The organism is Bacteroides sp. 2_2_4, assembly GCF_000157055.1.
Classification (GTDB): domain Bacteria; phylum Bacteroidota; class Bacteroidia; order Bacteroidales; family Bacteroidaceae; genus Bacteroides; species Bacteroides ovatus.
In genome coordinates this window covers 406,554-424,907 of sequence record NZ_EQ973357.1, presented here as the reverse complement: position 1 = coordinate 424,907, position 18,354 = coordinate 406,554, and the positions used below count along the sequence as shown (strand labels likewise).

Below are 18,354 nucleotides of genomic sequence, written 5' to 3'. Positions count from 1 at the left end.
GTTATCTTTATCGGTTGAAATATTTATTGTACTGTGGTTCGTCCATTACTTTCTTGAGTGCCGACTTTCCAAGGCGGTCACGTAACTGATAGTAATACAGGCTCGAAGGAACCACTGTTCCGGCTGTCTGCTCGGTCCATCCGGTTCCGTTTATCGGTTGGTCTTTATATTTCATATCTATCATCGAAGTGTTGACGATGCTGTTGAAGGTCGATTTCGCACCGGACCGGGCTTCTTTGCTATTGTCTACTTCTGTGGCTTGCAGTCCGATGGCAAAGTTCTGTGCCGTAGGCGGCTGCATGACCAAAATCAGCGGGGCGGCACAATTCCAGAATACCATTTGCGCGCCAGCCCATCCGTGTCCCGAACCCATCGATCCCCGGTTGGCTGCCATGAGTGATGCGCTCGGACCTTTCAATACTATATTGTCCCATAAGCATCCGGCCGACCAGCGGTGATGCGGTTCGCTGGAAGCAAAGGTCATTTCACCATAACCGTCTACAAAAGCGTTTGGCCCGGGAGTAGTGGCCCCCAATACAAATTCGTGACGGTGATGGCTGGAGTAGCAACGTTGGAACAGACACATTTGTCCGCCGTTGATGTGGTAAGCATACCGTCTTCCTCCGGTAATCTGCGAGATGGGGTTGATGGCGGAAAGGTCTTGTCCCGTGATATATTTGGTGGCAGAAGTGGTAGTCACACAACAGTCAAAATGCTCTACGCTGACATTGCGTACCCATGCATTCTCGACCGTCCGGAGAGCAACGAATGTATTGGCATGGTTCTCGTCGCAGCAGTATTCGCCTATGCCCCGATAGCTCTTTTTAACCGACTCATCATAGATGCACATGCCGTACAGATTCTCTACGCCACATTGTGTGAAGCGTTTGTCATACCTGTATTTATAGATGGTTCCTCCACCGAACTCCTTCTGCAAAGCGTTCGTCAACGGGATATCCAGTGTGATTTCGTCTTTTTTCACTGATACAATTTTCCGTTCGAACGTCAGATCCTTGCTCCCCGGTTTCCATTGGATCGTTCCGTTCATGTCCGTATCTTTTCCTTCGCGGCGGAAACGTTCGAAAGCCTCCCATGTAGTTTCTCCTTTGCGGGGGCGGGGGGCGATGGAATCCATGCCGATGGTCTGAATCCACGCTGCCGTACTGGGGCGTCGGACAATTACGTCGTCGCCAGTACGAAAATGTTTATCCGCATTCTTCACATGGAGGATACGTGTGCCCGAAGGAACATATTTGTCGATAATTTCCTGTACATCGTTGGTGTTGTATTTGGCTTTTCCGTTAAAGCCGACCTCTATGACATTGTATTTCCTGGGAGAGGTGGCAATGAGTACCGTTCCGCTCTCCTTATTATTCCCTTCGCCGCGAAGCACAATGCCGCTTGCTGTAATCCGGATAGGGCTTGCTATATGATATACGCCTTTTCTGAGCAGGATGCATCCCCTGAATCCATCTTCATCCGGTTGCAATTTTGCTACTTTGTCTATTACGGCCTGTATAAAAGGGGTATCGTCCTCTTTGTTGGGCGAAGGACTGATAGAGGCGGTTACCTTTATATGGGGAATGGCCACTCCACCGCCCTTATAACCGCAGAAAGAGAAATCGGGGAGTAAATCTCCTTTGTCTGTATACGAATGATAAGAGAGCTTTCCCTTCTCATTGATTGATATCAACTTACTTTGTGCACTCGCCATGAAGCAGAGCACAAGTGATGAAGCGATAATGAATGTTACTTTCTTGATGTCCATAGTATTTCCAGCTTTTCGATTTCAAAGTTATCGCATCTTGAGGAAAATTGATTATAAAGGTAAGTCTAATACTTATAAAAACGCCCCTTCCATCGAAAATACCTCATTTTACAAATGAATGACGGAATATTACAAATCTATCGTTTGCCGTGAACACCGTGTCTACAAGGTTTTATTCTCTTTCGCCCTCCGACCTGTTCTTAAACTCCGACGGAGATACTCCGTACAGTGTTTTGAAACTGTTAGAGAAGTAAGCCAGGCTATTATAACCTACGGCACAATATACTTCCGTTATCGACATATCCGTTTCTTTTAGCATCTTGGCGGCTGTCTCCAACCGGAAATTACGGATAAACTCATTGGGAGAGTATCCGGTGATTTGCTTAATCTTGCGGTAAAGGTTCGATTTGCTTAGTCCGAGTTCTTTGCAGAAGGCATCCAGGTTTAAGTCCGAATTGGCGATATTCTGTTGCAGAGTGGCATATAGCTTTTGCATAAACTTCTCATCGACGGAAGTCACGTCGACACCGAGTGATTCGAGTGAGAAGTTTTTGCTATACAGCTCTTTCAGTTTCTCGCGGCTTTGGATCAGGTTGTCTACTCTGATTTTCAGGATGGAGGCGTCGAAAGGTTTTGTGATATATTCGTCAGCACCTGCTGCATAGCCTTCTTTGATATCGTCCGTGCCAGTCTTTGCCGTCACCATAATAATCGGGATATGGCTGGTATTCATATCCTTCTTCAACCGACGGATCAGTTCGATACCATTCATCTTGGGCATCATCAGGTCGGTGATAATCAGGTTGGGAAGCAGATAGACCGCTTTGGCAAGAGCGTCTTCGCCGTTTGTCACGCCCACTACATTGTATCTATCCGCCAGGCAGGAACAGATATAATTGTTCAGGTCGCGATTGTCCTCCACTACCAGAATCGTAGCTTGCTTTCTGGAGGAATTGTCCGGTTCGTAAGCGGCGTCCGGAAGCTCAACGCTGAAAGATACGGCTTTATCTTCGGCCGATTCGATTATCATTTCGGGAGCGAAAAGACTTTTGTCGACCGGCAGTACAAATTTGAATACTGCACCGGAGCTTGATAAGCCTACACCGGACATATTCGCTCCGGTTGCGTTTTCTGCCCACACCACTCCGTGATGCATCTCTATAATTGCCTTGCTGAGGCTTAGTCCGATGCCGGTTCCCGATTTGGAATGTTCGTTCTGAGCCACTTGGTAGAATGGTTGGAAGATCTTCTCCAATTCATCGGGAGCAATGCCGACACCATTGTCCTGGATGGAAATGGTGAGATATCGTATCTCCGTATTCTTATATTTATTCAGTTTGGCAGGCAGGAAGAAAGTAAGTTCGGAATAGGGCTTGACGTCCAGTTCTACGGATACGGTTCCCCCGTCCGGCACATTCTTGAAGGCATTGGAGAGGAAGTTGAAATAGACTTTCTCCAACAAATTCCAGTCGAACCATACAGGTTGGCAGTCGATGGAATGTTTGAACTTCAGATGAATGTTCCGATATAATGCTAAGTCCTGGAAAGAAGAGACAGCTTCGTGCGTGAATTTTATCATGTCGTTCTCGGAGACTTGCAGTTTCATGGTTCCGCTTTCGTTCTTTTGCAGGTCCATCAGATTGTTGACAATGCGGAGCAGGCGCTGGGCGTTGCGTAGCATCAGTTTCACTTTATAATGAATATCATCCGTCAGGTCGGTGCGTTTTACGAACTCTTCCAACGGAGCCATAATCAACGTAAGCGGTGTCCGCAGTTCGTGCGAGAAATTGGTGAAGAGACGATTGCGTTCCTGATAATATTCTTCGTGAACTTCCGCTTCCATCTGTTTGAGACGGATGTTGTTTTGCAGACGTTTCTTTTCGGTGAAATAGCGGATAATGAAAGCGATAAGAGCAATAGCCACCACTGCATAGAAGAGGTAAGCCCACCAGGTCTTCCATAGCGGGGGAAGAACCACGATTTCCAATGTCGTGCCTTCTTCGTTCCAGATGCCGTCATTGTTGGAGCCTTTCACTACGAATTTGTAAGTGCCCGACGGGATATTGGTATAATAGGCGGTACGGCGGTTGCCTACTTCATTCCAGTCATGGTCGAAGCCTTCCAGCTTGTAGGCATATTGGTTCTTGTTGTTGAAGATATAATTCAGTGCGCAATATTCGATGGTGATATTGGTCTGATTGTATTTCAGTACGATTTTCTTTTGGGTGGAGATGTTCTCTTTCAGGATGTCGCCTTCATCGCCGGCTTGTATGAGGCAGTTGTTGATATGCAGTTTGTCGAGGATGATGGGCGGGACATTCGGATTGGTGATGATGTCGTTGGGATTGAACAGTGTGAAGCCGTTGTTTCCGGCAAAGAAGATGCGGTTGCCCGATAGGTGCAGGCCGGCGCATGGAGAAAACTCCTGCACACGTATGCCGCTTTCCTTATTATAATTGGTAATGCCGCGGGTACGCAAGTCGAGGTTGGATATCCCGTTCAGTGTGCTGAGCCAAAGGGTGTTATCGTTCCCTTCTACGATTTTGCAGATCTGGTTGTTCATTAATCCGTTTTTCTCGTTGTAGGTGGTGAACTGTCCGGTGGAAAGAACAAGCTCACTCAAACCACCGTCGATGCTGCTGATCCATATCCTTCCGGAATGATCTTTCAGTATGCTGCTGATATATTGGGCGGCGAGGCCGTTTGTCTCGTTGTAGGAGAGCAGCGTGTGGTTGATCTTGTCATAACAGAACAGTCCGTTGTTCTTCGTACCGATTAGGAAAATATCGTTGTCGACCTCACATACACAAATCACATGAGAGAAGTGGACACCGCCTTTCCCTTTGACGGGAAATTCAGTTTGTATGCTTCGTTGTCCGTCGTCGGAGATGAATACCAAGCCTTCCGTCACACTGATAGCACCGATAATCACTTCTCCGGCGCGGCTTCGGCTGATATGGTAAATCGGTCGCCGGTCGGTAGTCTGGTAGAACAGGGAGAATTGACGGGTATTCAAGTTGAATTCATATACTTCACCTTGGCTCGTCCCGCACAGGATGCGGTCACCGTCCAGATAGACAGTCTTGAAGATATTTTTCACCGAACCGTCAGCCTTGTGAGGTAGGGTATATTGCCGGAAGGATTGTTGAGCAAGGTCGAAGGCAATCAGTCCGCCGCCTTCCGAACTGATATAGAGTGTTCCGTCATATTCGACGGCGGGGCCCAGAATGCCCAGATTGGCGTTCAGGATGGTGGCGGGATTGTAAAAGTCGAACAGGTGGCCGTAAGGATTGTAGTAATCAACTCCACCGGCATAGGTTCCGATCCAGATGGTTTGCATCCGGTCGAAGAGTATGCTGTACACCGAATGATGGCTCAGACTGCCCTGTGCTCCGTGTTTGTAAGAAGCGATGCGGCTCGTCACAGGATTAACGATATTCAGTCCGTCGAAAGTACCTATCCACATTTCTCCTGCAGGAGATTCTTTGATGCAACGGATATCGTTGTTGGACAGTCCGTTGGCGGTATTGTAATATATCACTTCCGATAAGTCATGCCTGATGACGCAAACTCCGTCTTTGTAGGTTCCTATCCAGATGTTATCTTTCTTGTCGATATATACATCTTTAATATAATTGGAGGGGATAGGCAGCGTCTTCGAATCTTTGCGGTACGAACGGACCACCCGGTTCTTCCGTGGATCGTATATCACCAGTCCGCTCATACTCGAAGCGATATAGAGAAGGTCGTCTTTCTCGATGATAGTACTTATGGAGTTGTTCGCCAGTTCTTTCAGAGGGATCTCCTTCAAGATGTCCTCCTTTGCATCAAAAACATATAAGCCGGAGATGGTTCCCACCCACAACGTGCCTTCCTTATCGGTGAAGAGGGATATGATTTTATTGTTGGCGGCATTAGCTTCAGGGTCGAAGTAATACCGTTTGAACCCGTTTCTGCGTTTATCGAGTTTGTTCAGTCCGTTTTCCGTTCCGAACCAGAGGTTGCCTTCCGCATCTTCGGTGATGCAGGCGATGGTATTGTTGCTGATACTGCATTCGTCGTCGGCATGATTCCAGAAAGTTTCGAAGTTATTGCCGTTGAACTTGTTCAGTCCGTTGCGGGTGCCGAACCACATATATCCCAGCCGGTCCTGGTAGATACAAGTGACATGAAGCTGTGATAGTCCGTTTTGGACTGATAAATTGGAAAAATGGTATCGTTGATTTGCGAAAATGATTTGTGGAAGGATAAAAACCAGCAAAATACATATCAGCTTCTTCATAAATGAACTATATTTGGGGTGTATGCTTTTCGTCTAGCAAAAATAATAAAAAAAGGGCAAAAGCAGGGCTTAACAAACTCATTTTATAGTATCAACACATCTATGGGCTATTTTTACAAGCTTTGGAAGGATTATTGCAAATGGAGAATCTTCCCTACAACTCTTTGACGGATTCTGTAAATGCCTTCTATCTTGTTATCACTATTTTTGTAACTGGAAGAATGAACCGAAAAACTTTCTCCGGCCGGGAAAGAATCGTTTTTGTTTTTCCGCGAACGTAAATATGAAAAACATTGTAATATGAAAAGAATTCCTATCTTTTTGATAAGTACCCTCTTCATGGTATTTATAGTTGGAACTCCCGCTTTGGCTTTTTCGCCCGGTTTGGACGAGGCGCAACAGAACACAGTTGTCGGCGGAGTTGTAGTCGATAAGAATAACGAGCCTCTCATCGGGGTATCGGTTATGGTGGAAGGGTCTTCCGGCGGAACGATCACGAATATGGATGGTAAGTTCTCCATCAGCCTGCCGAAGAACAAAACATCATTGAAATTCTCCTATGTAGGTTTCGCCACCCAGACAGTTTCGGTAAAGAACAAGAAAGAGGTACGCGTAGTGATGCACGAAGATTTGCAGCAACTGGACGAAGTAGTTGTGGTGGGCTATGGTGTGCAGCAGAAATCTCATTTGTCCGGTTCGGTGACAAAAGTCAATATGGACGGTATCGAAGACGTTCCTACCCCTCGTCTGGATCAGGCGCTGTTGGGTAAGGTGGCCGGTGTGCAGATTCTGAACACCACTTCCGAGGTGGGAGCCGATCCGGATATATCCATTCGAGGTACTTCTTCATTCAGTGCCAGCAGCAATCCGCTGATTATCGTCGACGGCTTCCCGGTGAGCGACGGTCTTGAATCGCTCAATCCGAGTGATGTGGAAAGCATCGAGGTACTGAAAGATGCCGCATCGGCGGCTATCTACGGTTCGCGTGCAGCCAACGGTGTTATCATGATTACAACTAAAGGCGGCGTTATCAGCAAACCTAAATATTCGGTGAAAGCCAAGTGGGGCGTAAAGTCGAACTATAAGTTGCATTCCGTGCTGAGCACGAAAGAATATCTGGATTTACGCATCAGGGAACATAATTTGTTGGGTACATCATTGTCTTCACAAGAGATGGCGTATGCAGCTATCAATAATAATACGGACTGGCAGCAGGAAGCCTTCAACGACAATGCTTACTATTATAATGTAGACTTCTCCGTCAGTGGTGGTAGCAGTGGTATCCGGTATTATATTTCCGGTGCTTATAACAGCGACGAGGGCATGATGCTGAAGAACTATTATAAAAGGTATAATGTAAAAGCGAGAATAGACGCCGATTTGTCCAAGCGCGTGACGGTAGGTATAAACATCGCTCCTTCCTATACCGAATCCGAACGTCCGGCAACCAACTTTACGGACTTTGTGAGAACCCCTTCCTGGATGCCGGTGAAGCATACCGAAGAGACATCCGCCATTACAGGTGTTCCGGTAGGAGAATATACGAGAGGTTCGCATTTTAATGGTAAGACCTATACAACTATTGATCCGCAGACGGGGCTGGAAAAGACCGTGACAGCTACCCCGTGGGGATCGACGAACAACAATCCCCGTGGAATTATCGATAATGTTTTTAGTCCGAAAGGGCAATACCGTATGCAATTGCAGGGATATATCGATATCAAGTTACTGAAAGAATTGCGTTTCCGCTCTTCCAATAGTTTCAATTTCAACTTTACTGAGACGGATACTTATCAGAATGTAGGGGCGAAAAGTGCAGGTGATTCCAATCGTGGATATTATACCTCCAGCAAGTCTATCAACCTGGCGTCGGAGAATACATTGAATTACAGTAAGAAGTTCAAAGGTATTCATCAGTTGGATGGGCTGCTGGGAGCCTCTGTCTATAAATATACGAATAAGAGGACGGGGATTCTGGGATTCGATTTTCCTACCGATTACATTCATTACTTGAGTGCGGCAGGAAGAATAGACCAGTACGAAGGTACCACCCTGCGTACCGGCACATGGAAGAATGACAATGCGATGGTTTCTTATTTCAGCCGTGTCAATTATGCATTGAAAGACCGCTATCTGTTGTCAGTGAGTTTGCGTACGGATGGAAGCTCCAAATTCGGTAAAGATAATAAATGGGGATGGTTCCCCTCCGTATCGGCAGGATGGAGAATCTCGGAAGAATCATTCATCAAAGAACGGGCGAAGTGGCTGAATCAGTTGAAACTGCGATTGAGCTACGGTGTGACGGGTACGGATGCTATCGAAAGCTATGCTAATACGGACCTGCTCGATTCGGCAGGTTATATCCTTGGCGAGGGCAACGGTTCGGTTGTCTCCGGACTGGCCAACAACTCCGCTTCTCTGGGCAACCGGGCCTTGCAGTGGGAACAAACCAATCAGGCGAATTTCGGTCTGGATATCTCTCTGCTGAACAATCGCATCGGGCTGACTTTCGACTACTATTACTCTATCACGAAAAGTCTGCTCTATCAGAAAACGGTTAACAGCATCGCCGGATATACACAAGCCTGGACAAATGAGGGTAAACTGAGAAACCGTGGTTTCGAGATGGAACTGACTACTTACAATATCAACAACCGACAATTTAAATGGAGCACTTCTTTCAACCTGTCACTGACGCGCAACAGGCTGCTCGACTTGGGCGGACCGTCCGAACAAGTCACGCCGGGCTCAAATAAAGAATACTACATTGCCCGTGTGGGTGATCCGCTGATCCAGTTCTATGGATTCAAAACAATCGGCGTATGGAAGAGTCAGGAAGAAATAGACAATAATCCGCATCATATCAATGACAAACCGGGAGGATTACGTGTAGCCAATACGAACGGTGATGATGTGATTGACGACAACGACCGTGTGCCTCTCGGCAATCCTTATCCTGACTTTATCTGGGGTATGACGAATACGTTGAAGTATCGCGACTTCGATTTGGCATTCACCCTTCAGGGTCAGGTAGGAGGAAAGGTGTATAACACCGACAATAATTATAATGAGTTCCGTATGTGGAATACGAAGTACGTGGCCAACCGATGGTTGAGCGTCGAATATCCGGGCGATGGAAAAACGCCTTTCCGCGACAACGGAATACAGCATTCACTGACCGACTATCAGATTGAGGATGCCGGATTTATCGCGCTGCGTGATGTCACTCTGGGTTACGACTTGCCGAGGAAGGCGGCACGCAAAGTAGGACTTTCCAAATTGCGGGTTTATGTTTCCGCACAGAACCTTCTGTACCTGTGGTCGGACGGCTATCGCGGTATCAATCCCGAAGCCCGCTATGCAAGCGGAGTATACCGGACGGCTATGGCCAGAAATGCTTTGCAGAGAGGAGCATTCCCTATTCAACGCACCTTCAGTGCTGGTCTGAATATTAACTTTTAAAAAAGAGAGAACCATGAAGAATATACTAATTTATCTACCGGCTTTATTTTTGCTGTTCGGCTGCGAGGATTTCCTGAACAGGGCAGCCTACGACCAGATGGACAGTGAGAACTTCTATCGGAACGCAGAAGAAATCAACGCCGCCGTGATGGCTTGTTACAATGGCATTCACGGAACATTGAACAATGAATTCTTTTTGACCGAGGTCCGTTCGGACAATACCAGGCATGAAGGACAGGGATCGACTACCGGGACTAGTCTGGAGATTGCCAATCTGGACCTTTTCAAGGTGGAGCCTTCCAATACGATCAATAATGCGTATTGGGAAAAGGCTTATCATAACATTGCGAATTGCAATACAGTGCTTGGACATTCGCAGGTGGTGACGAACGTGACGTTGAGAGAACAGTATGATGCCGAAGCCCGCTTTATCCGTGCCTATCATTACTTCAATCTGGTTCGCCTGTATGGACCGTTGTTTCTTGTGACTGAAAGAATCACGGCCGAGGAAGCTAAAAATTATGAGCGGAGTACGGTGGATGCCGTCTATCGGTTGATTATTGACGATCTGGATTATGCTTCCAGAAAACTGCCCGTTAAATATGACAGCAGTAATATCGGACGCGTAGACCAATGGGGAGCAAAGACGCTTCTTGGAAAGGTATATCTGACACTTTCCAAAAATGGAATGGACAAGGAGATGCTTACTCAGGCCAAACTCTTGTTGGAAGATGTGGAGAAGAACAGCGGATACGGACTGGTGACAAGCTCGTATGCGGATGTGTTCAGTATTTCGAATGAGATGAATAAGGAGATGATTTTTGTGTCCCGCTATCTGTCTGGAGGAAACGGACTGGGGTCGCCTTTCGCCAATTATTTCGCTCCGGTGAATAGTGAGAATATGATTTTGACCGGTAGCGGAAACGGCTACAACTGTCCGACGGAGGATTTGATCAGCACCTATAATTCGGAAGCAGGTGAGACTCGGAAAGATGTTATATTGAAGGAGTTCTGGATTGACCAGAAGGGGGCAACGCAATATGTGTCTTATGTGACGAAGTATCTAAGTCCGGTAACGGTGCGTTATGATGCTGAAAACGACTGGCCTATTCTCAGGTTTGCCGATGTGTTGCTAATGTTGGGTGAGATAGAAAATGAATTTAACGGACCCACGCAAAATGCACTCGACTATATCAACGCAACCCGTCTGCGGGCGGGACTGAAGAAGGTCGAAGAGGTGCAGCCCATTACAACCAAGTCGGAATACCGGACAGCGATGGCTAAAGAAAGACGGCTGGAGTTTGCTTTGGAGAACCACCGCTTGTTCGATTTGCTCCGGACGGAACAATTGATAAATGTAATGAGGAAACACTATACGACCGAACAGATGCGCAATAAGAGTACAGGTGCTCTGACCGATTACTATGCGAACGAGAAAACGCCCGTATATGTGAAAGACCCGCTTTTGGAAAACTGGCAATTACTGTTGCCTATTCCCTACAACGTGATTATTACTGCTCCGAACGCTACGCAGAATTCGGGATATTCAGGTGTGTGACAGACCATTTTGCCGTAAATTTAAAAACTTGAAATAATGAATATGAATCGATATATATATACATTAATGGCTGCCGTTGCCCTACTGCTGGGCATTACTGCCTGTAATGAGAAATTGAGCATGTTTGAGGCGAACCAGAATCCGCCCGAAGTGACCGACTTTAGTCCGAAGAACGGAGTGGCAGGAACAGAGATCAGTATCACGGGCGCTAACCTGCAAGAGGTAGACTCCATCAAGATAGGTGGAGTGAAGACGGACGTGAAGTATCGGATTAACCGCTCACTGGTTATTGCCGGAGTGACGAATGAGGTTGTATCGGGCATTATTGAGGTGTTTACTCCTTATGGGAGTATAAAGACCTCAGAAAGCTTTACGATGGAATATGTGATTCCCGAGCTGACCGGTTATGTGAATAAGTCCCGGCCGTATACCGTTGTTGGCCTGACGGGAGAGAACCTGGACATTGTGACGGGCGTACTTTTCGGAACCAAAGAGGCGACGGTTGTCACCCAGACGCGGGAAGAAATAGAAGTGGAAGTACCTTACTTTAAAGATGAGGCGGTGGATATTGTTTTGAATTATCAGTATGGGACGGAGATTCGCCAGGTGAGTACTTCCGGCACGCCTTTCTCACTGGAGCTGGCTTATCCGTCGGTCAGCGACTATCCGAGAATGACTTCCGCCGGCTCTTCGATTGAAATCAAAGGCGTGAATCTTACACAAGTAGACAGTGTGTTCGTGGGTGAATATAAAGCGGAAATCACCAAACGGGCAACCGATGTACTGACCTGTCAGCTGAGTGCGGAATACGAGGTCACAGGCACAAAGAAGATTACTCTTTATTATTATGACGAGACGAAACTGGAAACGGCCGAAGACTGCCAGGTCATTGTCCCCGAAGTATATATCTGGAAAAACATAACCCTTTACGGGCATGGCAGTGAGAATGCGAATCTATTTAGCGGAACAACCGGTAAATATTATAATCCTTGTGAGTTTGCGGATAATAAAGAGATTATCCATTTGTGCGCTACACAAAACAGCGACGGTATGCAGTTGGCAGGGTTCTCCAAAAAGCTGAATATTCATAAATTCAAATGTAACGGCAAGGCGCTCGAAGCCGACGGACTCAATCTGAGATTCCGCAAGCTGCTCGAAACGACTCCGGCAGAGAAAGCATATATGGATAAGATTAAAAATGGAACTTTGGAGAAAATCAGCATCGAGCAGGCGAAAGCTGACGGATTGAATCTGACAGGCAGCACCAAACAGGTAGCCCGTTATAAGCTTTTGGATGACAACTATAACAAGACCAATCTGGAAGGATTTGATATTGGAGGCATCAATTTGCTTTTGGTGTATAGTGATGTGGATGGCAAGAACCTGGTGGCAATAGGTTTTGTGGAACTTGTAGCAGTCCAGATGGAAAGTGTTTCCGACACTAAAGGTTCGATGACCTTGAACTTCTATTTCCAGAAAGATTAATGACTAAATGAAAGGAAGATATGAAAAAGAGTATATTTATTATATTACCGCTGATACTTTGGGCATTTGCCGCATGTGATAACGATGATTCCGAATGGGATAGCGGTAACTTGGGAGTGAACTCCGTAGAAGGGACGTGGCAACGTGTAGGGGCTTATCCGAAAGTGCTTGCCATTTTTGGCAGCGACTATACATCAACTATACAGACATTCGATGTGGATGATAATCTTGTGACCGATTACCCGCAAGGAAAATACCGGGTGGCGGGAGATTCGTTGCTCGTCTATGAACGCGGATTCATCAACCGGTTTGAATTTGATAATGACGAATTGGTGATAACCTACGGCTACAACGCTTCGAGACAAACGACTTACAGATATACCCGGGTGGAACCGGCAGAGCCTGAAGAGCCCGGAGTACCGGAAGATCCGACGGTCACCTCAGAGGATTTTCCTGCCACGGTAACGGAGGGAGAGCTGATTACCATTACCGGTACGCAACTGACATCTATCGAAAAAGTTTTGTTTGGCGAGACGGAAGCGGAAGTCATAAGTCTGGAAAAAGAAACACTGATATTCAAAGTTCCGGTTTTTGAGACTACTGCTACGGTAGCTGTGAAACTGGTTTATGCGAATGGTGAAAAAGAGATAGAATTGTCTCCTGCTTGCCAGGTAACGGTAATGGCATGGCTGTCTTATCCTAATCTTAAACTGGGAGCACATCGTAATTCTACTTTCGGAAGTATGATGATTGCCGACAAGGGCGAAGTGGTAGCTGCTTGTATTCTGACTACCGAGCGAGAAAGAGAAGTAGACTTTGCTACCATCTGCAATAGCCCTATGGATTTTAATCTGCAAAGTCCCGAACGGCTTGGAAAGAATTTGAGAAACTGCTGGTGTGAGGGAAAAAGACTGGAAGGACTGACTTCTTCTTCTGAAGCTGAAGATGTTGAGAGACTCTTCCCAAACTATTACTCCAATAAGACCACATTCCTGATATTGTCGGAAACGGATGAAGCACAGAAAGCTATTATTGATAAAGTGAAGGATGGCAAGATGGTAGAATTATCTACGGATGCATTTGCCGGAATGGATATAAAAAGACGGGATATACGCACGTTTAAAAAGGATGAGACAACAAAAGACGAGTCTATTTTCGAAGTTGGAAGCGTGATCGCCTTCAAAACACCGCATAAGGGGGATAAGATTGGTATCATGCGCATTCTTTCAATCGGTGTGGATTTTACTCAGGACTCTGCCTGGAATAATGAGAATGCAACTATAACTTTTGATTTGTATTATCAGAAATGATCGTTTCAAGTTTTTATGAATATAATTATTAAAATAATAATGTGATGAAAAAAGTAGTATTATCAGTGGCAATCATGTCTTTTGCTCTGTTGGCAAATGCGCAAGTTCTGAAAAAGGATCTCCTGAAAGATTATAAACCAGGTGACCAACTGGAAAAAGCTGTTTATGGTGATAAGAAAGAGCCGATTCGTACCGATTCCTGGAATGGGGCGTTTTCCACTAATCCGCTGGAAGGAGTAGGAAGTCCGTTAGTAGGCAAGGCGCTTTCTTATAAAGGGTATCCGGAAGGAGGATTATCCATAGATATAGGCAACTTTCCGGCTGATATCAAAGGTAGTCGTTTTAGTGTTTATTCTCTTACGGATGTAAATAAGGAATATAGAAAGGGAACCTATTATCTGGCTTTTCTAGCCAACTTCTCCAAGTTGGGAGGTAGCAACTTTGCCGATTTTGTGGCTTTGGATATTAATTATACGGGAGGAGCCAATAGAGGGAAGGTGTTTGTTGCACGCGAAGGTAAGGATAAGATTAAGTTTGGAGTCTCTGTACGCAATATGCGTACAGAGGGAACAGAAACTTATGATTATGACAAAACCCACCTTTTGATATTGAAAGTCGATTACGACAAGAATCAGGCTTCCCTTTTTGTTAATCCGGAATTGAGTAAGAAGGAACCTAAAGCTACGCTTGTTGCCGACGGTGAAGAGAATGATTTGAAGAATGGGTTGAAAGGGATTTCATTCAGATATCGCAGAGGATATAAGGGCAGAGTCGGTAATTTCCGTTTTGCTGATAACTGGGCGACTGCAATTGGTAAATAGAAAATAGAAGATGAGGGAAGTTTGGGCTTCCCCATTTTCATCTAGTCATTTTAGCAGTTTTTTCTTAATCATGCGGTTGCGGATCAGGATTCGTGTTTTTCTCGTATACCTTGAAATCCGCCAGTAGAATATGTTCATCTTTGATTCCGTTGGTTGGACGGTCATTTTCATCCGTCAGGGTTTTGCCGAAACTACGGTATATGCCGAATTTATTGCGGATACTTATTGCTCCCTTCCTCCATAAATCTATGTCATCAAAGGAACGTTGAACAAGTCTTTTCCCGTCACTGAGTCGGCTTAAAGTGATACTAAACGAGCCATTGTGGGTATAGTGCATTTCAGTTTCTACCTGAATCCATTCATCTTCGAAATCTTCCAATGGGAGATTGTCTATTATAGTACCTTTCGTTGTTTCTTCGGTATCTCCGTTATGAATGATTTGTATACGGCGATTACTCCCGTTTCCGTTGCTTCGTGCAGTGATAGTAATTACGGGTGAACCGTTGTTGCCTTCCTGTGCCTTTAGTTGATGTAAATGAGTAAAACTGCCGGACGGACGGAAATCTTTAGGAATCTTGAACTTCCATTTTAGTTGTTGCCATTCATCCCAGTTGCCGTTTAACTTATACCAGGAAGGCGTGGTCTGTGTTTTCATCTCATTGCGTTGGCGGTCTATTAATTTGCCACGGTCTCCATCCAGTGCTTTTTCATTGGCATGAATGGAGAGTTTGAAAATGTATTGTCGAATAAACAAATCATAAATAACTTCTCCGTGCACTCCGTCCTTGTGGTCTAAGGAAGAGCTGTTGGGATGTTCGGAATAGTCCCAACCAATCTTTCGCATATATTGGTGTATTTGAGTGTAGCCGGCTTCTACTAATTCGGCGCTGCCTTGCATACTGCCCTGCAGAACGTAATTGTTGCTTGGGGGAGGAATCACCGGTTCATCAGTGTCCGTATTTTCTGTTTGCGAGCAACTGCATAAAGGGATCAGGAGAGTAACTGTGAAAATTAATAGGTTTTTCATTGTAGATGGTGTCTTTTTGGAATTATTAATTGGATATTTAATGATAACCAAAGGTAGGTGTTTCTGTAGAAACCGGCTTTTTATATTTGCCCAAATATTTGTAATAATCTTCCAAGGAATCGTTGCAGGATGTACATGACTCCCCATTATTAAACATTTGTTCTATATAAATAAACAAGTGGTGGCTAAATTTGCATCGTTATTAACTGCATACTATTATGAAAAACTTAATCTATCTTGTTCCAACATTATCTTTAGTCAGCTGTACCTCTCAGCAAGTGGAAGAAAAGCCGAATGTGATTGTGATTCTTGCCGATGATTTGGGCTTTGGCGATGTCAGTGCTTATGGCTCGACTACGATTCATACTCCGAATATCGATAGCTTGGCTCATGGAGGAGTCTGCTTCACGAACGGATATGCTACTTCGGCAACGTCCACTCCCAGTCGTTATGCGTTGATGACCGGTATGTATCCGTGGAAAAATAAAGAAGCAAAAATTCTGCCGGGAGACGCTCCTCTCATTATCAATGAAAATCAGTTCACCTTGCCGAAGATGATGCAGCAATGCGGTTATGCGACGGGAGCTATCGGAAAGTGGCATTTGGGAATGGGAGACGGAAATGTCAATTGGAATGAAACCGTGAAACCGGGTGCAAAAGAAATCGGCTTCGATTATTCTTGCCTGATTGCGGCGACAAATGACCGTGTCCCGACTGTTTATGTAGAAAACGGTGATGTTGTGGGACTTGACCCGTCCGACCCTATCGAGGTGAGTTACGAAAAGAACTTTGAAGGCGAACCGACCGCCATTTCCAACCCGGAAATGTTGAAGATGCAATGGGCTCACGGACACAATAATTCAATAGTTAACGGAATTCCCCGTATAGGTTATATGAAAGGCGGGCAGAAAGCCCGTTGGAAAGACGAAGATATGGTGGACTATTTTGTCGATAAAGTGAAGAACTTTGTAACTGAACATAAAGATGTTCCTTTTTTCCTCTATTATGGCTTGCACGAACCCCATGTTCCCCGTGCTCCTCATCAACGTTTTGTGGGGAAAACGACTATGGGACCTCGTGGAGATGCTATTGTTGAGGCCGACTGGTGCGTAGGTGAATTGCTCGCCCATCTGAAGAAAGAAGGATTGTTGGAAAAGACACTGATTATCTTCTCCAGTGATAACGGGCCGGTTCTGAATGACGGTTACAAAGACGGAGCTCCCGAATTGGCAGGCGATCACCTTCCTGCAGGAGGTCTGCGCGGAGGTAAATATAGTTTGTTCGACGGTGGTACGCATATTCCTTTGTTTGTTTATTGGAAAGGAAAGATTCAGCCGGTTGTGTCCGATGCACTGGTTTGCCAGGTAGATATTCTTGCTTCTCTGGGGTCGATGATACATGCCGATTTGCCGGAAGGTTTGGATAGTCGGAACTATCTGGATGCTTTCTTCGGAAAAGAGCAGACTGCCCGCAAGGATGTAGTGTTGGAAGCGCAAGGACGTATGGCTTATCGTTCGGGCGACTGGATTATGATGCCTCCTTATAAAGGTTCCGAACGCAACCTGACCGGAAATGAATTGGGTAACTTGGGTGAATACGGTTTATTCAATGTAAAAGCCGACCGAACTCAATACCAGAATATGGCGGCACAACAGCCCGAACTTCTGGACTCCCTGAAGCAGAATTTCTTTGCTGAAGTGGACGGTTATTATCGCAGTGAAGTAGAAGAAGAACCATTAAAATAAGGTCAAATGTTTATTCTGAACATAAATCCCGTTGATAAAACAATCGTTCTATTCTACCGGAGTTTATTTCTCTACCTTTGTTCTGTTCGATGTCGGACAATTAACCTTGAAGTATGTATATGAAAATGAAAGCTTTTTTAATGTTTGTATTGCTGTTCTTATGTTCGATGGGAACAAAGGCGCAGGATTTGGGGGCGAACTATAATGAAAATATAGATTACCCGATTACGGAAATAGAGATGTTGAAACAGTCGAAAGTGACTTGGGTGAGAGGATTTGTCAATATCCCCAATCTGTTTCTTCAGAATGAAAACGGGAAGATTGTTGGTGTGAAAGAAAATGCCATCAGGACACATATTCCTACACTGAAATTTATTCAGGCCAAGAAAGCCTTGGGCGACCGTGTGAAATTTATATTGAGCCTGAAAATACCTTTTGAATTATATACCGACACGGTTCCCAAAGTAGGAACTAAGGAGATGGAGTACATATTTCAGGCAACTGAAGTATTACTGAAAACCTATGATATGGCGAAGAATATTGAAATACTTGTCATGGGTAACGAACCGGAATGGGAGAATGCATTGGATACCGATCTTTGTCATGCGGACGGTGAGGATTATCGGGCATTTCTGAATGAGTTTGCCAATCGGCTGACTGCCTGGAAACAGGCTAATGGATGGACATTTGATATTTATGCCGGAGCATTGAACCGTGTATCCGAATTGCCGAAGAGCGAAACGGTACCTGCGGTAGTCTCTGTGGTTAATAACAATCCTAATGTTGTAGGGCTCGACTTACACGTTCACGCATTGAAAATCAACCAGGCGGAAGATGATTTCCGTATTATCCGCGATAAATATGGTGTAACAAAGAAACTGATTTGCACGGAATTC

At 45.4% G+C, this 18,354-nt stretch carries 9 protein-coding genes and 1 pseudogene; 7 read left to right on the top strand and 3 right to left on the bottom strand.

Features of this window, described 5'->3' with window-relative positions; all coding sequences use genetic code 11:
* Positions 1-7 precede the first annotated feature (7 nt).
* Positions 8-1,768: a hypothetical protein gene (locus tag BSCG_RS19905; protein ID WP_004322897.1), complete on the bottom strand. Its 1,761-nt coding sequence runs from the start codon at positions 1,766-1,768 to the stop codon at positions 8-10.
* Between the two features lie 172 nt (positions 1,769-1,940).
* A complete protein-coding gene (locus BSCG_RS19910; RefSeq protein WP_004322898.1) occupies positions 1,941-6,050 on the bottom strand; it encodes a two-component regulator propeller domain-containing protein in 4,110 nt (1,369 codons plus the stop codon).
* 300 nt (positions 6,051-6,350) lie between these two features.
* Between BSCG_RS19910 and BSCG_RS19915 the strand changes: the two genes are divergently transcribed.
* From BSCG_RS19915 to BSCG_RS19935, 5 genes are read left to right on the top strand one after another with little or no spacing between them, the layout of a single operon-like run.
* Complete coding sequence (locus tag BSCG_RS19915; protein ID WP_270293264.1) at positions 6,351-9,512, top strand: SusC/RagA family TonB-linked outer membrane protein; 3,162 nt, start codon at positions 6,351-6,353, stop codon at positions 9,510-9,512.
* Positions 9,513-9,525: 13 nt separating this feature from the next.
* Entirely contained in the window at positions 9,526-11,070 is a 1,545-nt protein-coding gene (locus BSCG_RS19920) for a RagB/SusD family nutrient uptake outer membrane protein (RefSeq protein WP_004322900.1), read from the top strand.
* Between the two features lie 36 nt (positions 11,071-11,106).
* Entirely contained in the window at positions 11,107-12,555 is a 1,449-nt protein-coding gene (locus BSCG_RS19925) for an IPT/TIG domain-containing protein (RefSeq protein WP_004322901.1), read from the top strand.
* A gap of 20 nt (positions 12,556-12,575) precedes the next feature.
* Complete coding sequence (locus tag BSCG_RS19930; protein WP_004322902.1) at positions 12,576-13,865, top strand: IPT/TIG domain-containing protein; 1,290 nt, start codon at positions 12,576-12,578, stop codon at positions 13,863-13,865.
* Between the two features lie 44 nt (positions 13,866-13,909).
* Positions 13,910-14,686 (top strand): hypothetical protein, encoded by a 777-nt coding sequence (locus BSCG_RS19935; protein WP_004322903.1) that lies wholly within the window; start codon positions 13,910-13,912, stop codon positions 14,684-14,686.
* Positions 14,687-14,750: 64 nt separating this feature from the next.
* On the opposite strand, the gene BSCG_RS19940 is transcribed toward BSCG_RS19935, so the two are convergent.
* The gene (locus BSCG_RS19940) at positions 14,751-15,713 is read right to left on the bottom strand and encodes a polysaccharide lyase (RefSeq protein ID WP_225450084.1); all 963 of its coding nucleotides are present in this window, start codon (positions 15,711-15,713) and stop codon (positions 14,751-14,753) included.
* 218 nt (positions 15,714-15,931) lie between these two features.
* Here BSCG_RS19940 and BSCG_RS19945 point away from each other — a divergent pair, with 218 nt between their 5' ends.
* Both BSCG_RS19945 and BSCG_RS0127365 read left to right on the top strand, forming a co-directional pair.
* Complete coding sequence (locus BSCG_RS19945; protein WP_008775324.1) at positions 15,932-17,458, top strand: sulfatase-like hydrolase/transferase; 1,527 nt, start codon at positions 15,932-15,934, stop codon at positions 17,456-17,458.
* Positions 17,459-17,571: 113 nt separating this feature from the next.
* A pseudogene (locus BSCG_RS0127365) lies at positions 17,572-18,354 on the top strand (hypothetical protein); the annotation flags it as partial.